Origin of the sequence: Arthrobacter sp. 35/47 (assembly GCF_000520475.1) — a bacterium.
Taxonomy (GTDB): Bacteria; Actinomycetota; Actinomycetes; order Actinomycetales; family Micrococcaceae; genus Arthrobacter_D; species Arthrobacter_D subterraneus.
This window is the reverse complement of the sequence record NZ_KI914585.1, coordinates 11,163-28,356: the sequence shown is the minus strand read 5'-3', so window position 1 is coordinate 28,356 and position 17,194 is coordinate 11,163. Positions and strand designations below refer to the sequence as shown.

The following is a 17,194-nucleotide window of genomic DNA, read 5'->3' as shown; positions in this document are numbered from 1 at the left end:
CCGCGCCTGCTGCGGCGGGCGCCCGTTTCCATGCCCATGGTGTTCCTTTCCACGGGAATTGTCGCGTTCGCCCTGATCGAGTACCTACCGGATCCGGACCCGGTGAAGTACGACGTCGTCACCACGCACCTCACCGAGGTCTGCGTGATCATCTCGCTCATGGGTGCGGGCCTGGCGCTCGACCGGCCGCTCGGCTGGCGCTCGTGGTCCACCACCTGGCGGCTGCTGGGGATCGTGATGCCGCTCTGCATCCTGGTGTTCACCATCATGGGCTACGTCTTCCTCGGCCTCGGGCTGGCGAGCGCCGTCCTGGTTGCCGCGGCACTGGCCCCCACCGACCCGGTCCTCGCCTCGGAAGTCCAGGTCGGTGAACCGGCCGACGGCGAGGAGGGCTTTGACCGTGAGGACGAGGTCCGCTTCGGGCTGACGAGCGAGGCCGGCCTCAACGACGGGCTCGCGTTCCCGTTTGTCTACCTCGCCATCACCATGAGCCTCCTCGGCACCACGCCGGTCTGGTTCCCGCAGTGGTTTGCGGTGGACGTCCTGTGGCGGATCGGCTTCGGGGTGCTGATCGGCTACGGCACGGGCAGGCTGCTGGGCCGGCTCTTCTTCTCGTCGAGGAAGGACTCCTTCCGGTTCTCGAACCACTCGGAAGGGTTCGTTGCCCTGGCAGCGACGTTCCTGGCCTACGGACTGGCCGAGACCTTCGAAGGCTATGGCTTCATCGCCGTCTTTGTCTGTGCGATCACCGTCCGGAACGAGGAACGCGACCACGGCTACCACCGCATCCTGCACAGTTACGTTGAACAGCTCGAACGGCTGCTCTCGGTGGTCATCCTGGTGCTGCTCGGCGGCGCGATCGCGAGGGGACTGTTTGAAACGATCGGGTGGACCGACGTCGTTCTGGCCCTCGCCTTCCTGCTGCTGGTCCGCCCGCTGGCCGGCTTCCTCGGATTGCTCGGGGGAGATACCGGTGTCCGGGAAAAAGTGGCGCTCGCCTTCTTTGGGGTCCGAGGGATCGGATGCCTCTATTACATCGGGTACGGGCTCAGCAACGGCGAATTCGACGCCGAGGCGACCGAGGTCTGGGCGTTCGTGGGGCTCGTGGTTGCGCTCTCCATCCTGCTGCACGGCATCACCGCCACTCCCGTCATGGACGCGCTGGACCGCATCCGGAAACGGGAGACCGACGTTGAGGGCGGCGAAGAGGTGCCCAAGACCCATGTCTGATCCGGGACCGCGCGTGGCCTGGCCCGAGCCGCCACCCCTCCGCGGGCCGGCGATCATGGACCAGTTCTGGGGCGATGCCGTCTTCCTGCACTGGCGGATCAGTACGGTCCAGGCAGCCCGCTTCATGCCGCCGGGCACCGTTCCCGACGAGTACGACGGCGATTCCTGGATAGGGCTGATCGGTTTCCGGATGCGCGGAGCAGGGTTTGGGCGCGGTGTGCCGGTCCCGTATTTCGGCAGCTTCACGGAAGTCAACGTGCGGTTGTACTCACGGGATGCGAATGGAGAGCGCGGCGTTGTTTTTCTCACCCTTGATGCGTCCCGCCTTGCCGTGGTGCTCGGCGCACGCGCAGCGGGCATTCCCTACGTCTGGTCCCGGTGCCGGGCCTGGAACCGGCCGGACGGCATCGGGTACTCGGTCAGCCGGTTCCGCGGCCGGTCGTCGTCCTTCGCGGTCATCCCCGAGGCCCGTGCGGCCGCTGACCCGCTGTCAGTTTTCCTGACCGCGCGGTTCGGTCTCCACTCGACCTTCGCGGGCCGGACCCTCTACATCCCCAACACCCACTCGCCGTGGCCGCTCCAGGCCGCTGCGCTGCAGCACTGCGACGACGGACTGGTGCGTGCAGCGGGCCTCGACGTGGACGGCCCGCCCGAGTCCGTGCTCTACTCGCCCGGCGTCCAGACCCAGTTCGGGAAGCCGCGCGTGGTGGAGCCGGCCCGCTAGTCCGTGACGAAACCGCTCAGACCGCCGGCGCCGTCGTCGTGCATTTCCGCCTCGACGTTCTCCACGCGCCCGGGAGCATCGCCCGACCGCAGCCAGCGCAGGAGCTGCTGGACGGACGACGGCGGTCCGGCGGCCACCACGAGCACCGATCCGTCGGAGCGGTTGGTGGCGGAACCCACCAGGCCGAGCTGCTCAGCCTGCTGGCGCGTGCGGTACCGGAAACCGACGCCCTGAACCTCACCGGTGACCTTCGCAACCAGGCGGACGGCGTTCATGCCATCCCCGAAGGCCGGATGCTGAGGGACTCCACGGTGGAATCGCGGGAGGCGTCCACCGCGAGGCGAACGGTCCTCGCGACCTGTTCGGGCTGGATCCAGGCTGTGGGGGAGTAGTCCTTGCCCTCGAACTCATGCAGTTCAGCCTGCATGTCGGTGGCTACCCGGCCGGGGTGGATCGAGGAGACCCGGACGCCGTTGGACCGCTCCTCCTCGCGGAGCGCGTCGGTGAGGGCCCGGAGCGCAAACTTGGTGCCGCTGTAGACCGCTGATCTTGCCCCGGAGCTGTAACCCGATCCCGAGTTGATGGCGACCACCTGGCCCCGGGCGGCGCGCAGGGCAGGCAGCAGCAGCCGGGTCAGCTTCGCGACGGCGAAGACGTTGATCTCGAAGCTGGTCCGCCAGGTCTCGTCCTCAAGATCGGCGATGGCGCCCATCTGCAGCACGCCGGCGGAATGCACCAGCACATCCAGCCGGTCAATCCCCGCCACGTCAGCCGCGGACACCTCCCGCACATCCACCGCGAAGGGCTCGGCTGACGGGTACGACGACGCCAGAGCCTCCAGCGCCGCACGGTCCCGGCCGCCGAGCAGGAGGTGGTGGGTGGACGCGAGGTCATCGGCAATGGCACGGCCGATACCCCGGGAGGCTCCGGTGATCAGTGCCACGGGCAGGGCGGAGGGAGAAGTCATGGATGAAATCCTAGGCGTCCCGCAACGTTTGCGCAGGTCCGGTGGGTTCTCCGCGGCGGGAGTCGCCAGAGGTGTACAAAAGTCGCCTCTGGCGCCGGCGCCCGCGGCTTGGCAGGATGGAAAGCGAATTCCAGCCCGTCCCCGAACAAACCCGTCCCCGAACAAACCCGTCCCCGAACAAAACCCGTCCCCCAACAAACCCGTGAGGAACTTCGCTGATGCAGTACACGCACCTCGGCCGCTCCGGCCTGTCCGTTTCCCGGCTGTGCCTGGGCACGATGAACTTCGGCCCCAAGACGGAGGAGGCTGACGCCCACTCGATCATGGACTCGGCCCATGCCTCGGGCATCAACTTCTTCGACACCGCCAACGTCTACGGCTGGGGAGTGACCAAGGGCCGCACCGAGGCGATTGTCGGCCGCTGGTTCGCCAAAGGAGGGGGGCGGCGCGAGAAGACGGTGCTGGCCACCAAGCTCTACGGAGACATGGACGAGTGGCCCAATAACGGCAAGCTGTCCGCACTGAACATCCGGCGCGCCCTCGATGCCAGCCTCCGCCGCCTGCAGACCGACTACATCGACCTCTACCAGTTCCACCACGTTGACCGGAACACACCCTGGGACGAAATCTGGCAGGCCATCGAGGTGGCCGTCCAGCAGGGGAAGATCCTCTACTCCGGCAGCAGCAACTTCGCCGGCTGGCACATCGCCCAGGCGCAGGCCGCAGCGGCCCGCCGCAACTACACCGGCCTCATCAGCGAGCAGTCCATCTACAACCTGCTGACCCGGACCGTGGAACTCGAAGTCCTCCCCGCCGCCCAGGAATACGGCCTCGGGATCCTCCCGTGGTCCCCGCTGCACGGCGGGCTGCTCAGCGGTGTCCTGAAGAAGGAGAACGAGGGCGTGCGCCGCCTCGAGGGACGTGCCGCGGACACGCTTGAGAAGCATCGCGACCAGATCCAGCGCTACGAGGACCTCGCCGACTCGCTCGGCCACTCACCTGCCGACCTCGGGCTGGCATGGCTGCTCGCGCAGCCCGCAGTCACCGCGCCAATCATCGGACCGCGCACCCAGGAACAGCTCGACGGCGGCCTGCGCGCCCTTGAAGTAAAGCTCGACGACGACACCCTGGCAGCGCTCGACGACATCTTCCCGGGCCACAAGACGGCGCCCGAGGATTACGCCTGGTGAGCACGCTGAGGATTCTGTGCATCGGCGGCACCGGAGTGATCAGCACCGCCGTCGTCGACCGGGCGCTCGCCTCCGGTCATTCGGTCACCCTGTTGAACCGGGGGAGCAGTACCGGGCGCCCGGCAGCGGCGCGCGCGGAACTGGTGCAGGCGGATATCCGGAAGCCGGAGGACGTCCGGGCAGCCCTGGGCAACCGCACCTTTGACGTCGTCGTCGACTTCGTGGCGTTTACGCCCGATCATGTGGCGACCGATATAGAACTGTTTACCGGGCGCACCGGACAGTATGTGTTCATCAGCTCGGCCTCCGCGTACCAGAAGCCGCCGGCCGCACTGCCCATCCGTGAATCCACGCCGCTGCGCAACCCGTTCTGGCAGTACTCGCGGGACAAGATCGCCTGCGAGGACCTGCTCGTCGCCGAGTACCGGGAGCGGGGCTTCCCCGTCACGATCGTCCGCCCCTCCCACACCTATGACCACACCAAGATCGCTCTCGCGGGAGGCTGGACGGATATTGCCCGGATGCGGGCCGGACGCCCGGTGCTGGTCCACGGCGACGGCACGTCCCTGTGGACGCTGACGCACAGCACCGACTTCGCGAAGGCCTTCGTGGGGCTGCTCGGGCTGCCGCAGGCGATCGGGGACAGCTTCACCATCACCTCCGACGAGGTGCTGCCCTGGAACCGTATCTACCAGCTGTTCGCGGAGGCCGCGGGAGCGCCGGAACCAGACCTGGTGCATGTTGCCTCCGAGACCATCGCCGAATACCTTCCGGACCTCGGCCCGCAGCTCCTCGGCGACAAATCGCACTCCGTGATCTTCGACAACACCAAGGTGAAGGCCCTCGTCCCGGAGTTTGTCTGCACAACACCCTTTGCACTCGGTGCGCGGGAGATTCTCGCCTGGTATGACGCGGATCCAGGCCGCCAACAGATCGACTCCGAACTGGATGCGGGATTCGACAGGATCATCGCCGCCGCGAGGAGGCCTTCTACCGGTAGCTGAATTGCTTGCGGGCGCGCTGACCGTCGAACTACCGTGAAAGCCACGCCCGCTGCCGAGGAGATACCGCATGGAAGTACCCACTACTGTCTGGATGTTCACGATCGTCGGCATTGTGGGGCTGCTGCTGTTCGACTTCTTCTTCCACGTACGGAAGGCGCACACACCCTCGCTGAAGGAAGCGGCGGTCTGGTCCTCCATATATGTGGGCATCGCAATACTGTTCGGCTTCGGTGTGCTGATTTTCGGCGGCGGAGACATGGGGGCGGAGTACTTCGCCGGGTACATCACGGAAAAGGCCCTCTCCGTGGACAACCTCTTTGTCTTCCTCATCATCATGACCACGTTCAAGGTTCCGCGGGCCGACCAGCAAAAGGTGCTCCTGTTCGGCATCGTGTTCTCGCTGATTGCGCGGACCGGCTTCATTTTCCTGGGCGCGGCGCTGATCAACTCCTTCGCCTGGGTGTTCTACATCTTCGGACTCATCCTCCTGCTCACGGCAGGCAACATCCTGAAGCCGAAGAACGTCGAGGAGGAAGAGACCCTGGTAGTCCGCCTCGCACGGCGCTTCCTTCCGGCCACGGAACACTACGACGGCGACAAGCTCTTCACCATCGAGGACGGCAAGAAGGTCCTCACACCCATGCTCCTGGTGATGGTGGCGATCGGCGGCACGGACATCCTCTTTGCCCTGGACTCCATCCCGGCAATCTTCGGACTGACGCAGAGCGTCTTCATTGTCTTCACGGCCACGGCGTTCTCCCTAATGGGCCTGCGGCAGCTGTACTTCCTCATTGACGGCCTGCTCGACCGGCTCATCTACCTCTCCTACGGGCTGGCGGCGATCCTCGGCTTCATCGGAGTGAAGCTGATCCTCCACGCGCTGCACGAGAACACCGTTCCGTTCATCAACAACGGCGAGCACGTCGAGGTGGTGGAAATCCCCACCCTGCTGTCGCTCGGCGTGATCGTGGCCATCCTGTTCATCACCATCCTTGCGTCCCTCCTCAGCCCGAAGGGCAAGGTCAAGAACCTCGTCTCCGGTGCCCGCCGCCACGCCGTCCAGTACCTCGACCTCAACTACGAGACCGACATCAACGAGCGCGAGCGCATCTTCGACAAGATGTGCGCCGAGGAGAAGATGCTGCGGAGCCAGCCCGAGAAGTACAAGCGGCTCATCCGGAACGAAACCGAGTTCATGGCCCTGCTCAAGCAGGCCCACCAGGAGCACGAGGCCGCGCTGGAACGCGAGCCCACCCGCTAGGCCGGCAGGCACTCCCCAGCAGTACGACGGCGGTTCCCTCCCCGTAAGCGGGAGGGGACCGCCGTCGTCGTGGGTTGATTCTTGTGGGCGCGGTTACGCGGCGATGCCGGCCCGGGCGGGTGCCGTGCGAATCTGCCAGATGGCGTATTCCTCGGCGTGGAGGATGGCGCGGGTGCCATCGGAGGAGTCCCGGATCCACACCACGCCGATGCCGGGAGCTGTGTCCTCCACCCGGCCGCGGTAGTGGACTTCGTGACGGAGGTGGGCTTCGATTTCGTCCCCGCGGCGCAGGGCTGCGAGGTCGCGGATGCGGATTATTTCGGTGGAGGTGAGCAGAGACATTGCGGCTCCTGGAGTGCGGTGGAGACCCGGCTTTCCCGCCGGTGGTTCAAGCGTCCCTCCCCGGTGTTGCCGTGCAGTTACGGCGGCGTTATTTCTGCGGGTACACCATGTTGCCTGTCAAGGGGGAAACGCATTTATTACCCCGGGTTGCCTCGAATCTCCTCCCAGTGCGGATTGGTTGCCTAAGCTACCCAGATGACCGAACCAACCGTGCCGGACCCGGCCTTCCTCCACGCCATCGCAGCCGAGACCCGGGTGCGCATGCAGACCGCAGAACCTGCACCCTCCCCGTACCGCGGCGCGCCGCAGGAGCTCACCGACGCCGTCAACCATCGCATAGCCGCCCTTGAGGGCGATCTCGCGCACATCGTCCACACGCTCCACGCCCATCCGGAAACGGCCTACCAGGAGCACGCCAGCGCCCGGGTCCTCGCCGACGTGATCGGCGCCCACGGTCCTGACGCGACGGTGGGGGCGCACGGCGTTGCCACGGCCATCCGCGCCGAGATCACCGGAAACGTGCCCGGACCCACCATCGCCGTCCTCAGTGAGTACGACGCCCTGCCGGGCATCGGCCACGCCTGCGGGCACAACGTCATCGCGGCCACCGGCGTCGGTGCCTTCCTCGCGCTGGCATCCGTTCGGGACCGCCTGCCGGGACGGGTGGTGTTCCTGGGGACCCCTGCCGAGGAGGGCCACTCCGGCAAGGAAGTGATGGCGCGCAACGGCGCTTTCGACGGCGTGGACGCCGCCATCATGGTCCATCCCTACGGCTATGACCTCGCGGACCAGGCCTGGCTCGGCCGCCGCCTGCTGACCATCACGTTCACGGGCGTCCCCGCCCACGCATCCGCCCAGCCGTTCATGGGCCGCAACGCCCTCGACGCCGCCAGCCTCGCGTACCAGGGAATCGGCCTGCTGCGGCAGCAGCTTCCACCGTCGGACCGCGTGCACGCCAACATCGTGGAGGGCGGGCGGAGCCCCAACATCATCCCCGACCGCGCCGTCCTGAAACTGTATGCACGCTCACGGCTTCCGGAGACCCTGAAGGACCTGAGCAGGCGCCTTGATGACATCGCCCGGGGCGCCGCGCTCATGACGGGCACCGCCGTGGAACTGTCCTGGGACGAGCATCCGCCGTCGCTGCCCATCCGCACCAACAACGCCCTCACCGGCCGCTGGGTCCGCGCACAGCAGGCGCGCGGGCGCGCCCCGCTGCCGGCTGGTGTGGTTTCCGACACCCTTGCCGCTTCCACGGACTTCGGCAACGTCAGCTACCGGATTCCCGGAATCCACCCGCTCATCAGCATCGCGGCCCCGGACACCGCCCTCCATACCAGCGGGTTTGCCGCCGCCGCCAACACGGAGGCCGCCGAGCAGGGCGCGTACGACGGCGCCGCCGGACTTGCGCTGACCGCGCTGGATTACCTGTGCGATCCGGACCTGCAGCGCGCCGTTGCGGACGAGTTCGCCGCGCAGGGCGGGCCGATCGACGTGCCCGCCTACTTCGACTGACACCCACCTGAACTTCCGCACTCCTAGGAGCACCCGTGTCAACAGCAACCACCGACTCCCGCCGCAGTCTCACCGACCGTTTCCTCAACAGTGTGGAGCGTGTAGGGAACAAGCTGCCTGAACCGTTCACGCTCTTCCTGATCCTTTTCGGGATCACCGCCGTTGTCTCGACCGTCATGGCCTGGGCGAACGTCACCGTGCAGGTACCCGGCGCAACCGAAGTCACCGTAATCAAAGGGCTCTTCACGGCGGAAGGCCTCACCTGGCTGACCGAGAACCTGGGACCCAACTACCTCGGGTTCCCGCCGCTGGTCACGGTGCTGCCCATCCTGCTTGCGGTCGGGGTGGCCGAGAAGTCCGGCCTCCTCGCGGCGATGATCCGCAAGGCGTTCGGGTCCGCGCCGCGCTGGGCGCTGCCGTACGCGGTCGGTGTGGTCGGCGTCCTCGGCTCCATCATGTCCGACGCCGCCTTTGTGGTCATTCCACCCCTGGCTGCCCTGGTGTTCAAGGCCGCGGGACGTCATCCCGTCGCCGGTCTCCTGGGCGGATTCGCTGCAGCCGGCGCAGGCTACTCGACCAACCTGTTGGTCACCAGCCTGGATGCGCTCTTCGCCGGTATTACGACGGCGGTCACCGAGACCCTGCCCAACGCCGGCTCGCCGGTCACACCGGTCTCGAACTACTACTTCAACGTAGCCTCCGCGCTGGTGCTCATGGCTCTGGCCGGATTCATCATCGACAGGGTGCTTGAGCCGCGCCTGAACCGCCAGGGAGTGCCCCGCGATGAGGTGACCGGAGACGGTGACACGGCGCCCAGCCGGGCCACGGACCTGCGGGCGGAACTGGAGCCGAAGGAAAGCAAAGCGCTGCGCTGGGCGATAATTGTCGGCGTCGTGCTCGCCGTGATCATTGCCGTTGCGGTGAGCCTGCCCGGTTCACCGTGGCGTAACGAGGAGGGCGACTACCTGCCGAGGTCACCGCTGCTCAGTTCGATCGTCTTCATTGTGTTCACCATGTTTGTGGTGCCCGGTCTTGTGTACGGGAAAATCGTCGGCACCATCACAACGGGCAGGGACGTGCCCCGGGTGATGGGCGAGGCGATCCGGGACATGGCGGGATTCCTGGTGCTGGCGTTCATCCTCGGCCAGTTCATCGCACTGTTCAACTGGTCCGGAATCGGCCAGTGGATTGCGGTCGCCGGTGCCACCGGACTGGAAACGATCGGGCTGACCGGATACCCCGCCATTCTGGGGTTCATTGTGCTGGCGTCCCTGCTGAACCTCTTCATCATCTCGGGATCTGCCATGTGGACCCTGATGGCGGCGGTGTTCGTGCCGCTGTTCGTGCTGCTCGGCTATGAGCCGGCGTTCATCCAGGGCGCCTTCCGGGTGGGAGATTCGGCCACCCAGGTGATTACCCCGCTCAACCCGTACATGATCGTCCTGCTGGCGATGCTCCGGAAGTACGAGCCCGATGCCGGCCTCGGTACGCTGATCGCGCGGATGCTGCCGTTCGTGATCCCGTTCTGGCTGGCGTGGGCGGCCATCCTCAGTATTTTCTTCTTCTTCGAGATCCCGATGGGTCCGGGGAACGGAATCTATCTGCCGGCGTCGGAATAGGCACGGGAATAGGCGTCGGAACAGGAATAGCCCGCCGGAACGGAAGGTTGCACCGGACATGAGCCGCACAAAGATCTACGCCCTGCATGAGAACCCGGAGTGGTTCCCGCCGTTTGCCCGCGCCTTTGAGGAGGAGGGCCTGGAGTTCGAGGAGTGGCTGCTGACCGACGGGGTTCTCGACCTCGACTCGGTGCCCCCGGAGGGCATTTTCTGGTCGCGGATCAGCGCCTCTGCCCATACCCGGGACCACGGGCTGTCCAAGGATTACGCCCGGGCGGTGCTGTCCTGGCTCGAGGCGCACGGCCGCCGGACCATCAACGGACGCCGCATCCTGGAACTCGAGATGAGCAAGGTGGATCAGCTGACGGCGCTGAAGGCGGCCGGGATCGACACGCCGCGGACCGTGGCGGCGATCGGCCGGGACCGCATCCTCGAAGCGGCGAAGGGCTTCCCGGTTCCGTTCATCACCAAGCACAACCAGGGTGGAAAGGGCCTCGGCGTCCGCAAGTTCGAGAGCCATGAGGAGCTGGCCGAGTACGTGGCGTCCAGCGAGTTCGAAGAGCCGCAGGACGGAATCACGCTGATCCAGGAGTTCATCCAGGCTGCGGAGCCGATCATCACCCGCGTCGAGATTGTGGGCGGCGAGTTCATCTACGCCATCCAGGCTGACACCGCCCGGGGTGGGTTCCAGCTCTGCCCGGCGGACGCCTGCGCCATTGACCCGGATACCGGCAGGCCCATCATGCCTCCCGGCGCGACGATCGAACCCGAGGCCGACCAGCAGCTGTTCAGTCTGCGCCGGGGCTTTGACCACCCGATCATCGGGAAGTATCTCGAGTTTGCCCGCCGGAACAGGATCGAGGTGTGTGGGATCGAGTTCATGGAGACAGCCGACGGGCGGGTGCTCACCTATGACGTGAACACCAACACCAACTACAACGCACGGGTGGAGTCAGAGGCACCGCGCTCGGCACCCGGCGCGCTCGCGAAGTACCTGGCGGGGGTGGCAGCCGGCCCGGCGCCGTCGTTCGTTTAAGCGGCAGGGTGCGCAGATAAAACTTCGTGTTTATCTGCGCACCCAGCGGTAGTCTCGGAAGTGCAAGCCCTGCCCATTGTGTGAAGAGGAGCAGATGCAATGCCCAAGGTGACGAAGTCAGGCAAGGTCAAGAAGGACGAACTGCCCAGCACCCTGCAGCGGTCGGATAAAAAAGCGCAGGAAACCTTCGCCAAGACGCTCGATTCGGCGGAGGAACAATACGGTGACGGCGAGCGGGCGCACCGCACCGCCTACAGCGCCCTGAAGCACACCCACGAGAAGGTGGGGGACCACTGGGAGCAGAAGGGTAGGAAAGGTCCGTCGGACGAGCAGGCGAAAGGCGGGCGCGGGACGTCGAAGGAAACTGCCGGCGGGGTTGACGCCAATGCCACGAAGGAGCACCTGTACGAGGTCGCGAAGAAGCTGGACATCTCGGGACGCTCGAGCATGAGCAAGAAGGAACTGGTGGACGCCATCCAGAAGGCCAACGACAGGGAAACCCGCAAAGCCCGCGGCTGAGGGATTACGCAACATAAACATTTCGTAATCGAAGAAAGCATAGGCTAACCTTACTTTCGTATCCATTCCGCGCGTCGTGGTCGACGCCGTTTCGAAAGTCAAGGAGCCCCCATGGCCCCCACACGCCTCCGTGGTCTGATCGCCGCGGCAGCGGTCGCCGTCCTGTCCCTCTCCGCCTGCTCCACCGGCCCGGCCGGAGGCGGTTCCGAAGCCGCAGGAGCCAACGACGCCGGTTCCGCAGAGGCCTTCCCCGTCACCATCGAGCATGCCTTTGGCGAGACCGTCCTCGAGGAGAAGCCCGAGCGCGTCGCCACCGTGTCCTGGGTAAACGCCGATGTGGCGCTCGCTCTCGGAGTGGTTCCGGTCGGTATGCCGGTGGACGAGTACGGCGGAAACGAGCAGGGGTCCACGCCTTGGAAGGACGCCACACTGGAAGAGCTCGATGCTGCGATCGGTACCGAGAACGCGCCGGTGCAGTACTCCGAAGCTGACGGCATCGCGTTCGACGAGATCGCGGCAACCAACCCGGACGTGATCCTCGCTGCCTATTCCGGCCTCACCGAGGAGGACTACAACACCCTGAGCGAGATTGCGCCGGTGGTGGCCTACCCGGAGGTGGCGTACGGCACCGCCTGGCAGGACTCCACCGCCATGATCGGTGAGGCGCTGGGGCTCGCTGAGGAAGCGGACCAGTTGATTGCGGAAACCGAGGAGCAGATCGCTGAAGCCGCAGCCGAATACCCGGCCATTGAGGGGAAGACCTTCGTCTTCGGCAACCTGGAGCCGAACAGCGCCGAGGGCGTGAACATCTACACGGCCAGCGACAACCGCCCGCGGTTCCTGACCCAGATCGGCATGCAGATGGCCGACGTCGTCGCAGAGAACACCACCGGTGACGAGTTCTTCATTCCGTGGTCAGCCGAACGTGCCGATGAACTCGAGTCCGACGTCTTCGTGACCTGGGTTCCGGATGACGCCACCAGGGAAGCAATCGCCGAGGACCCGCTGCTCAGCCAGATTCCGGCGGTGGAAACCGGGGCACTTGTGGCCGATGCGGACAACACGCTCACGCTGTCCATCTCCGCAGCCAGCCCGCTCTCGCTCGTCTGGGCACTGGACAAGTGGCTGCCGATGATCAACGAGGCGGCTGAAGCGGCCGACGCGGCGTAGCTGTTCGCTCACGCAGGCACGACGGCGGCAATCGCCGGTGAAGGAGCGCCCCCTTGAGTGGGGCGCTCCTTTCGTTGCCTTTGCGGCCCAGATGCACTGGAATGGTAAGGCTACTTGTTACCGGAATCGTGGAGGCGTCATGGATCACCTGGGAATGGAAGAACTGCAGACGGCTACGGCGTGGGATGCCGACGGCGAAAAACTCGGCAATGTGTCGCAGGTGCACCTTGACGGGATCTCGCGCAAGCCCGCGTGGGTGACGGTGGGGCTCGGCCTCCTGAACTCGAGGGAACACTTCATCCCCCTCGCCGGCGCCCGGCTGGATGGTGACAACCTTTATGTCGCTGTCTCGGGGGACAAGATTAAGGATGCCCCCGACTTCACGGCGGAGGAGGGGCTCACCCCCGAGCAGGAAACCGAGCTGCGAAACTACTACGGCGTCTAGCGGCGGACCGCCCGGACACAGCAAAGCGGCCGTCCCCCACGGGTACGGCCGCTTTGCTTTCGCCTGCCCCGGTTAGCTGAACAGCCCACCGATGTAGCCGACAAACAGGAGGATCCCCAGCAGCACAAAGACACCGATCGCAGCCAGCCACACAAACGAGGCGCCCCTGCCTGAGGGGGCCCCTTCGTCATGCCCCTGCGGTGCGGCGGTGCTCGCCTCGCCCGGAGGCGTCTCGCCCGGGGGCACGCCGCCTCCGGGTTCGAGGCCGGCGACCTTGTCCTGCTCGGGATCCGGGTTCGGCGCACTCATTACTGGTCCTCGTCTGCGGGTCCGCGTGAATGCGAAGTGCTCGGCGTCCACGACATGGTGATGTTGGCGCCGTCGTCTGTCTCAGTGACGTACAAGTGCAGGTCCTCACCATAAAGATTCTCGTCTTCGACGACGTCGCCCGCCTCGTGCGCCAGCTCGACCAGACGGCTCATGGCCACGGCCATGGCACGCCCCCAATCGCTCGGGTGCTTGCTGTCCGACTCTTCGGTGGCCGAAAACTTCTTCTCTGCGCTGCCCATGGCTACTCCTCACTGCGCCTATACCGGCGCCGGGACGGAAGTGCCCACGGCGGATACGGTGATAAGCAAGCTTTGTAGTGATCCTGATCCCACACTAGCAGTCCGGCCACCAGGAGTCCCCTCACTTCCTAGGTGGAGGGGACGCCCGGAATCCGGTTCTCACGGAAGGCGTCGACAAAGAGCGCGTGGTCAGCCCGGACCGTCTTCGCATACTCGAGGGAGAACTCAAGGATGTCACCGATGAACTCTTCGCGGCGTCCCTCGATCACCCCCATGATGGCGCGTTCCGTCTGGAAGGTCACCAGATCCTGGTCGCTGTCCTCGTCAGAGGCGCAGTGCACCTTGGCTGTCGCCCGGCCGAGGTCCACCAGGACAGGCTCGATCTCATCCGGCTCGGTGAGGTTGTCCCAGCGGAGGTCCGCCTTGTACGGGGAAAGCTCGTCGACCACAAAACCCACGCCGTCCACGGTGGTGTAGCCGAGGAAGGTATCAGTGTGGACCTGGAGTGCGCGCTGGCTGATGACCGTACGGTGCCCGTCATGCTTGAAGTACGAGGCCACCTGTTCATCGGTGACCACACGGCTGGGCGCGGCAACGTTGCCCTGTTTCATGGAGATGATGATGTCGTTCTCCAGCGCCTCGTTGTAGCCCTCAATGAGCACGTTGTAGGCAGGCAGGCCTGCGCTCCCGATCCCGAAACCGGTGCTGCCGACAATGTCCTTGACGTGGTAGAAGACCTCCCGCTCGGACCGCTTGTCGCTGGGGATGGTTCCGAGATAATCGTCGAACGCGCGTGCCACCATCGCGTGCTCGTCCGCCTCCAGCCGCCGGGTCTTCCCGTTGTCCTGGAAATGCCGCTCATGATTTTCCACGACGGTCATCCCGTCGAGCAGGTCGGTGCGCCGGGACGCGCGCGCGGCCAGCAGCACGGCGTGGATGGATCCGGATGTGTTGTCCAGGTGCAGCGCGAAATCCGTCTGGCCGGCGTCGTCGTAATGTTTCACCTGGTCCAGGTAGGAGGAGAGATAGGTGCGCGCGAGGGAACGCACCGCATCCTCGGGAAGGGCCTTCTGCCAGCACATAAGGGCCAGCGAGGTGGTGAACCGCCGCAGGTCCCAGGAGAAGTGGCCGAGGTACGCCTCATCGAAGTCGTTGATGTCGAAGGTGAGCTGGCCGGTGCTGCTCATATAGGTGCCGAAGTTCTCCGCGTGGAGGTCGCCATGGATCCATACCCGGCTGGTCTGCTCGTTGGCCCAGTGGTCCGTCAGGTCCCGCATGTCCGCGTAGAAGAGGCACGCGCTGCCGCGGAAGAAGGCGAATGGATCGGCGGCCATCTTGCGGAACTTGGTGCGGAATCCGTGCGGATCCGCCTCCATGAGCGGCTTGAATGCCTCAACGAGGGTGCCGGCGATGTGGGATTCGCGGGCATCACTGTGCGCAGTAGTGTTCACCATTGCGCAAGTCTAGGCGCGGGCACGTCCCGCCGTGCAGGCGTAAGCTCGAACCATGACCACCACAACGGTGAGCCGTGACGCGCGCCCCCGGGTGCTGCCGCTCCTGTCCGCCGCCCTGGTTTCAGGCTCCGGCTTCCTCCTTTTCGCTCTTGAGCAGCGTTTGTTCGGCTACCTGGCCCTCGCGGCGGCGCTGGCAACCGCCTACTTCACCCGCAGGGCGATCTCGGGAAACCCGCTGTTCAGGGACCTGCTGCTGCTCGCCATCGGCCTGGTGATCATCAGTGCGGTGCCCATCACCACCGACATCAGTTTCAGCCACATGATGATCATGGGCGCGGCGATGATCCTGGCCGTCGGAGTGCCCTACACACTGTCCCGGTTTGTCTTCAAGGACCACGCCATCCGCTTCCCGGTTCTGACCGGGCAGAAGTGGAACCGGACGGAGCGCTGGTACCTGCTTGCCGTCGTCGTCATCGGGTACCTCCTCCTGCCGGTGTACATGATCCCGACGGGGGTGTACGAGAACTGGCCGGCGGCCTCGGATCCGGGGACCATCGCGCGGCTGTTCCTGGGAACCAACGTCCTCGGTATCTGGGATGAGCTGTTCTTCATCTGCACGGCGTTCACGCTGCTGCGCCGCCACCTGCCCGACTGGCAGGCCAATGTGCTGCAGGCGGTGCTGTTCACGTCCTTCCTCTGGGAGCTGGGATTCCATGCGTGGGGGCCGGTGCTCATCTATCCGTTCGCGCTGATCCAGGCGTGGATCTTCTCGAAGACCAAGTCGCTGAGCTACATCGTGAGCGTGCACCTGCTGTTCGACTTTGTGCTGTTCCTGGTGCTGATTCATGCGCACAACCGCGAGTGGTTCGCGATCTTCCTGTACTGACCCTGCTGACGGAAGTTTTTGTCGCCTAACTGCTGTTCTGGCCGCCTCAAAACAGCAGTTAGGCGACAAAACTCGAGAGGGAGGGGAGGAATTGGACTGACCCCCGGGGCCATCTGAGACCGTAGGATCATGGACTTTCTTGAGGCGCTCACTCCCTTTCTTGCCGTCACGGGTGCGGTGCTTGCCGCCGTCGTGCTCGCCTGGATCCTGCGCAGGATCGCCGCCCGGACTCTGCGGAAAGTTCCGCAGATCCAGGAGGTTACCCGCAAATCCCGTGGCCCGCTCCAGGCCGTGCTGGCCGTCCTCGGCATCCGGATAGCGCTCGGCGCCACCGCCCGGGACGCCGCCTGGTTCTCGCCCGCGGACTACGTGCTGGTGCTGGCGCTCATCGTCTCCCTGGCGTGGCTGCTGGTGGCCGTGCTCTCCATCATCGAGACCGTGGTGCTGCGCCACTATGAGAGCTCGGGCCGGGACAACCGGCGCGCACGCCGGCTGAAGACACAGATCATGCTCGCCCGGCGGGTGGCCGTCGCCGTGATCATCACCCTCGCCCTGGCAAGCGTGCTGCTGACCATTGACGAGGTGCGTGCGCTCGGCGCCGGGATCCTGGCCTCGGCCGGCCTCATCTCGATCGTCGCCGGCCTTGCCGTGCAGAGTTCGCTGAGCAACGTCTTCGCCGGGGTGCAGCTGGCCTTCACGGATGCAATCCGGGTGGACGACGTCGTCCTCGTCGAAGGCGAAATGGGAACCATCGAGGAAATCACCATGACCTACGTGGTGGTCCAGTCCTGGGATGAGCGCCGCATCATCCTGCCATCGACGTACTTCACCTCCACCCCGTTCGAGAACTGGACGCGGCGCCGCTCCGAGCTGCTTGGAACCGTCGAACTCGACCTGGACTGGCGCGTGCCGATCGAGCAGATGCGGGCAAAACTCAAGGAGATCCTCGACGGATCCGAGCTGTGGGACGGCCGCACCGGGACCCTGCAGATCACCAGCGCGACGGACGGCATGGTCCGCGCCCGCATCCTGGTCAGCGCGGCGGACAGCGGTGCCCGCTGGGACCTTCAGTGCCTCGTCCGCGAGGAGATGGTCGGGTTCATCCAGAGCCGCTTCCCGGAGGCACTGCCGCGCCAGCGCTGGGAGGCAGTGCCGCCGTCGTCGTCTGTTTCCAGTTCACCGGAAGACGACGACGACGACGCCCGCCGGCACCCGCGCGACGCCCGCCTCTTCACCGGCTCCCCGGAGGCAGAGCGGCGGCGG

General features: G+C 65.6%; 19 protein-coding genes. 13 read left to right on the top strand and 6 right to left on the bottom strand.

Going from position 1 to position 17,194, the window contains the following annotated elements; translation table 11 throughout:
- Positions 1–1,230 (top strand): cation:proton antiporter (locus X803_RS17585; protein ID WP_084033344.1); only part of this gene is annotated, 1,230 nt, incomplete at its 5' end.
- Positions 1,223–1,954: a YqjF family protein gene (locus X803_RS0103675; protein ID WP_026544082.1), complete on the top strand. Its 732-nt coding sequence runs from the start codon at positions 1,223–1,225 to the stop codon at positions 1,952–1,954. The genes X803_RS17585 and X803_RS0103675, both read left to right, overlap by 8 nt.
- On the opposite strand, the gene X803_RS0103670 is transcribed toward X803_RS0103675, so the two are convergent.
- Together X803_RS0103670 and X803_RS0103665 are read right to left on the bottom strand one after the other, a co-directional pair.
- Positions 1,951–2,229, bottom strand: a complete 279-nt coding sequence (locus X803_RS0103670) for an acylphosphatase (protein ID WP_026544081.1) — start codon at positions 2,227–2,229, stop codon at positions 1,951–1,953. The genes X803_RS0103675 and X803_RS0103670 overlap by 4 nt on opposite strands.
- On the bottom strand, positions 2,226–2,921 hold the full coding sequence (locus X803_RS0103665) for an SDR family oxidoreductase (RefSeq protein WP_051470418.1): 696 nt from the start codon (positions 2,919–2,921) through the stop codon (positions 2,226–2,228). Before X803_RS0103665 ends, X803_RS0103670 begins: the two co-directional genes overlap by 4 nt.
- A gap of 218 nt (positions 2,922–3,139) precedes the next feature.
- Here X803_RS0103665 and X803_RS0103660 point away from each other — a divergent pair, with 218 nt between their 5' ends.
- From X803_RS0103660 to X803_RS0103650, 3 genes are all read left to right on the top strand, one after another.
- Positions 3,140–4,111 carry an aldo/keto reductase gene (locus tag X803_RS0103660; RefSeq protein WP_026544079.1) on the top strand — a complete coding sequence of 324 codons (972 nt, stop codon included), beginning with the start codon at positions 3,140–3,142 and terminating at the stop codon, positions 4,109–4,111.
- On the top strand, positions 4,108–5,115 hold the full coding sequence (locus tag X803_RS0103655) for an SDR family oxidoreductase (protein WP_026544078.1): 1,008 nt from the start codon (positions 4,108–4,110) through the stop codon (positions 5,113–5,115). The genes X803_RS0103660 and X803_RS0103655 overlap by 4 nt, the downstream gene beginning before the upstream one ends.
- 67 nt (positions 5,116–5,182) lie before the next feature.
- The gene (locus X803_RS0103650; RefSeq protein WP_026544077.1) at positions 5,183–6,376 is read left to right on the top strand and encodes a TerC family protein; all 1,194 of its coding nucleotides are present in this window, start codon (positions 5,183–5,185) and stop codon (positions 6,374–6,376) included.
- Positions 6,377–6,469: 93 nt separating this feature from the next.
- Here X803_RS0103650 and X803_RS17580 read toward each other — a convergent pair whose 3' ends face one another.
- A complete protein-coding gene (locus X803_RS17580) occupies positions 6,470–6,718 on the bottom strand; it encodes a hypothetical protein (protein ID WP_051470417.1) in 249 nt (82 codons plus the stop codon).
- 195 nt (positions 6,719–6,913) lie between these two features.
- Between X803_RS17580 and X803_RS0103640 the strand changes: the two genes are divergently transcribed.
- The 6 genes from X803_RS0103640 to X803_RS0103615 all read left to right on the top strand — a co-directional run bounded on the left by X803_RS0103640 (position 6,914) and on the right by X803_RS0103615 (position 13,022).
- The gene (locus X803_RS0103640) at positions 6,914–8,233 is read left to right on the top strand and encodes a M20 family metallopeptidase (RefSeq protein ID WP_026544076.1); all 1,320 of its coding nucleotides are present in this window, start codon (positions 6,914–6,916) and stop codon (positions 8,231–8,233) included.
- Positions 8,234–8,268: 35 nt separating this feature from the next.
- Positions 8,269–9,852: an AbgT family transporter gene (locus X803_RS0103635; RefSeq protein WP_026544075.1), complete on the top strand. Its 1,584-nt coding sequence runs from the start codon at positions 8,269–8,271 to the stop codon at positions 9,850–9,852.
- A gap of 58 nt (positions 9,853–9,910) precedes the next feature.
- Complete coding sequence (locus tag X803_RS0103630) at positions 9,911–10,888, top strand: ATP-grasp domain-containing protein (protein WP_026544074.1); 978 nt, start codon at positions 9,911–9,913, stop codon at positions 10,886–10,888.
- 99 nt (positions 10,889–10,987) lie between these two features.
- Positions 10,988–11,407, top strand: a complete 420-nt coding sequence (locus X803_RS0103625) for a ChaB family protein (protein WP_026544073.1) — start codon at positions 10,988–10,990, stop codon at positions 11,405–11,407.
- A gap of 111 nt (positions 11,408–11,518) precedes the next feature.
- Positions 11,519–12,577, top strand: coding sequence for an iron-siderophore ABC transporter substrate-binding protein (locus tag X803_RS0103620; RefSeq protein WP_026544072.1), 1,059 nt, complete (start codon positions 11,519–11,521; stop codon positions 12,575–12,577).
- A gap of 139 nt (positions 12,578–12,716) precedes the next feature.
- Positions 12,717–13,022: a PRC-barrel domain-containing protein gene (locus X803_RS0103615; protein ID WP_026544071.1), complete on the top strand. Its 306-nt coding sequence runs from the start codon at positions 12,717–12,719 to the stop codon at positions 13,020–13,022.
- A 72-nt stretch (positions 13,023–13,094) separates the two neighbouring features.
- On the opposite strand, the gene X803_RS0103610 is transcribed toward X803_RS0103615, so the two are convergent.
- The 3 genes from X803_RS0103610 to X803_RS0103600 form a co-directional block, all read right to left on the bottom strand.
- Positions 13,095–13,331, bottom strand: coding sequence for a DUF6480 family protein (locus tag X803_RS0103610; RefSeq protein ID WP_026544070.1), 237 nt, complete (start codon positions 13,329–13,331; stop codon positions 13,095–13,097).
- On the bottom strand, positions 13,331–13,591 hold the full coding sequence (locus X803_RS0103605) for a hypothetical protein (RefSeq protein WP_026544069.1): 261 nt from the start codon (positions 13,589–13,591) through the stop codon (positions 13,331–13,333). Before X803_RS0103605 ends, X803_RS0103610 begins: the two co-directional genes overlap by 1 nt.
- Before the next feature lie 128 nt (positions 13,592–13,719).
- On the bottom strand, positions 13,720–15,045 hold the full coding sequence (locus X803_RS0103600; protein WP_026544068.1) for a DUF2252 domain-containing protein: 1,326 nt from the start codon (positions 15,043–15,045) through the stop codon (positions 13,720–13,722).
- Positions 15,046–15,097: 52 nt separating this feature from the next.
- On the opposite strand from X803_RS0103600, the gene X803_RS0103595 reads away from it, so the two are divergent.
- Positions 15,098–15,931: a CPBP family glutamic-type intramembrane protease gene (locus tag X803_RS0103595; protein ID WP_035777836.1), complete on the top strand. Its 834-nt coding sequence runs from the start codon at positions 15,098–15,100 to the stop codon at positions 15,929–15,931.
- A gap of 129 nt (positions 15,932–16,060) precedes the next feature.
- Positions 16,061–17,194 (top strand): mechanosensitive ion channel family protein (locus tag X803_RS0103590; protein WP_164468353.1); only part of this gene is annotated, 1,134 nt, incomplete at its 3' end.

Bases quoted from the DNA above. Each gene is read 5' to 3' on its own strand.
- X803_RS0103675 (WP_026544082.1), top strand. From the start codon at position 1,223: ATGTCTGATCCGGGACCGCGCGTGGCCTGGCCCGAGCCGCCACCCCTC.
- X803_RS0103670 (WP_026544081.1), bottom strand. From the start codon at position 2,229: ATGAACGCCGTCCGCCTGGTTGCGAAGGTCACCGGTGAGGTTCAGGGC.
- X803_RS0103665 (WP_051470418.1), bottom strand. From the start codon at position 2,921: ATGACTTCTCCCTCCGCCCTGCCCGTGGCACTGATCACCGGAGCCTCC.
- X803_RS0103660 (WP_026544079.1), top strand. From the start codon at position 3,140: ATGCAGTACACGCACCTCGGCCGCTCCGGCCTGTCCGTTTCCCGGCTG.
- X803_RS0103650 (WP_026544077.1), top strand. From the start codon at position 5,183: ATGGAAGTACCCACTACTGTCTGGATGTTCACGATCGTCGGCATTGTG.
- X803_RS17580 (WP_051470417.1), bottom strand. From the start codon at position 6,718: ATGTCTCTGCTCACCTCCACCGAAATAATCCGCATCCGCGACCTCGCA.
- X803_RS0103640 (WP_026544076.1), top strand. From the start codon at position 6,914: ATGACCGAACCAACCGTGCCGGACCCGGCCTTCCTCCACGCCATCGCA.
- X803_RS0103630 (WP_026544074.1), top strand. From the start codon at position 9,911: ATGAGCCGCACAAAGATCTACGCCCTGCATGAGAACCCGGAGTGGTTC.
- X803_RS0103625 (WP_026544073.1), top strand. From the start codon at position 10,988: ATGCCCAAGGTGACGAAGTCAGGCAAGGTCAAGAAGGACGAACTGCCC.
- X803_RS0103620 (WP_026544072.1), top strand. From the start codon at position 11,519: ATGGCCCCCACACGCCTCCGTGGTCTGATCGCCGCGGCAGCGGTCGCC.
- X803_RS0103615 (WP_026544071.1), top strand. From the start codon at position 12,717: ATGGATCACCTGGGAATGGAAGAACTGCAGACGGCTACGGCGTGGGAT.
- X803_RS0103610 (WP_026544070.1), bottom strand. From the start codon at position 13,331: ATGAGTGCGCCGAACCCGGATCCCGAGCAGGACAAGGTCGCCGGCCTC.
- X803_RS0103605 (WP_026544069.1), bottom strand. From the start codon at position 13,591: ATGGGCAGCGCAGAGAAGAAGTTTTCGGCCACCGAAGAGTCGGACAGC.
- X803_RS0103600 (WP_026544068.1), bottom strand. From the start codon at position 15,045: ATGGTGAACACTACTGCGCACAGTGATGCCCGCGAATCCCACATCGCC.
- X803_RS0103595 (WP_035777836.1), top strand. From the start codon at position 15,098: ATGACCACCACAACGGTGAGCCGTGACGCGCGCCCCCGGGTGCTGCCG.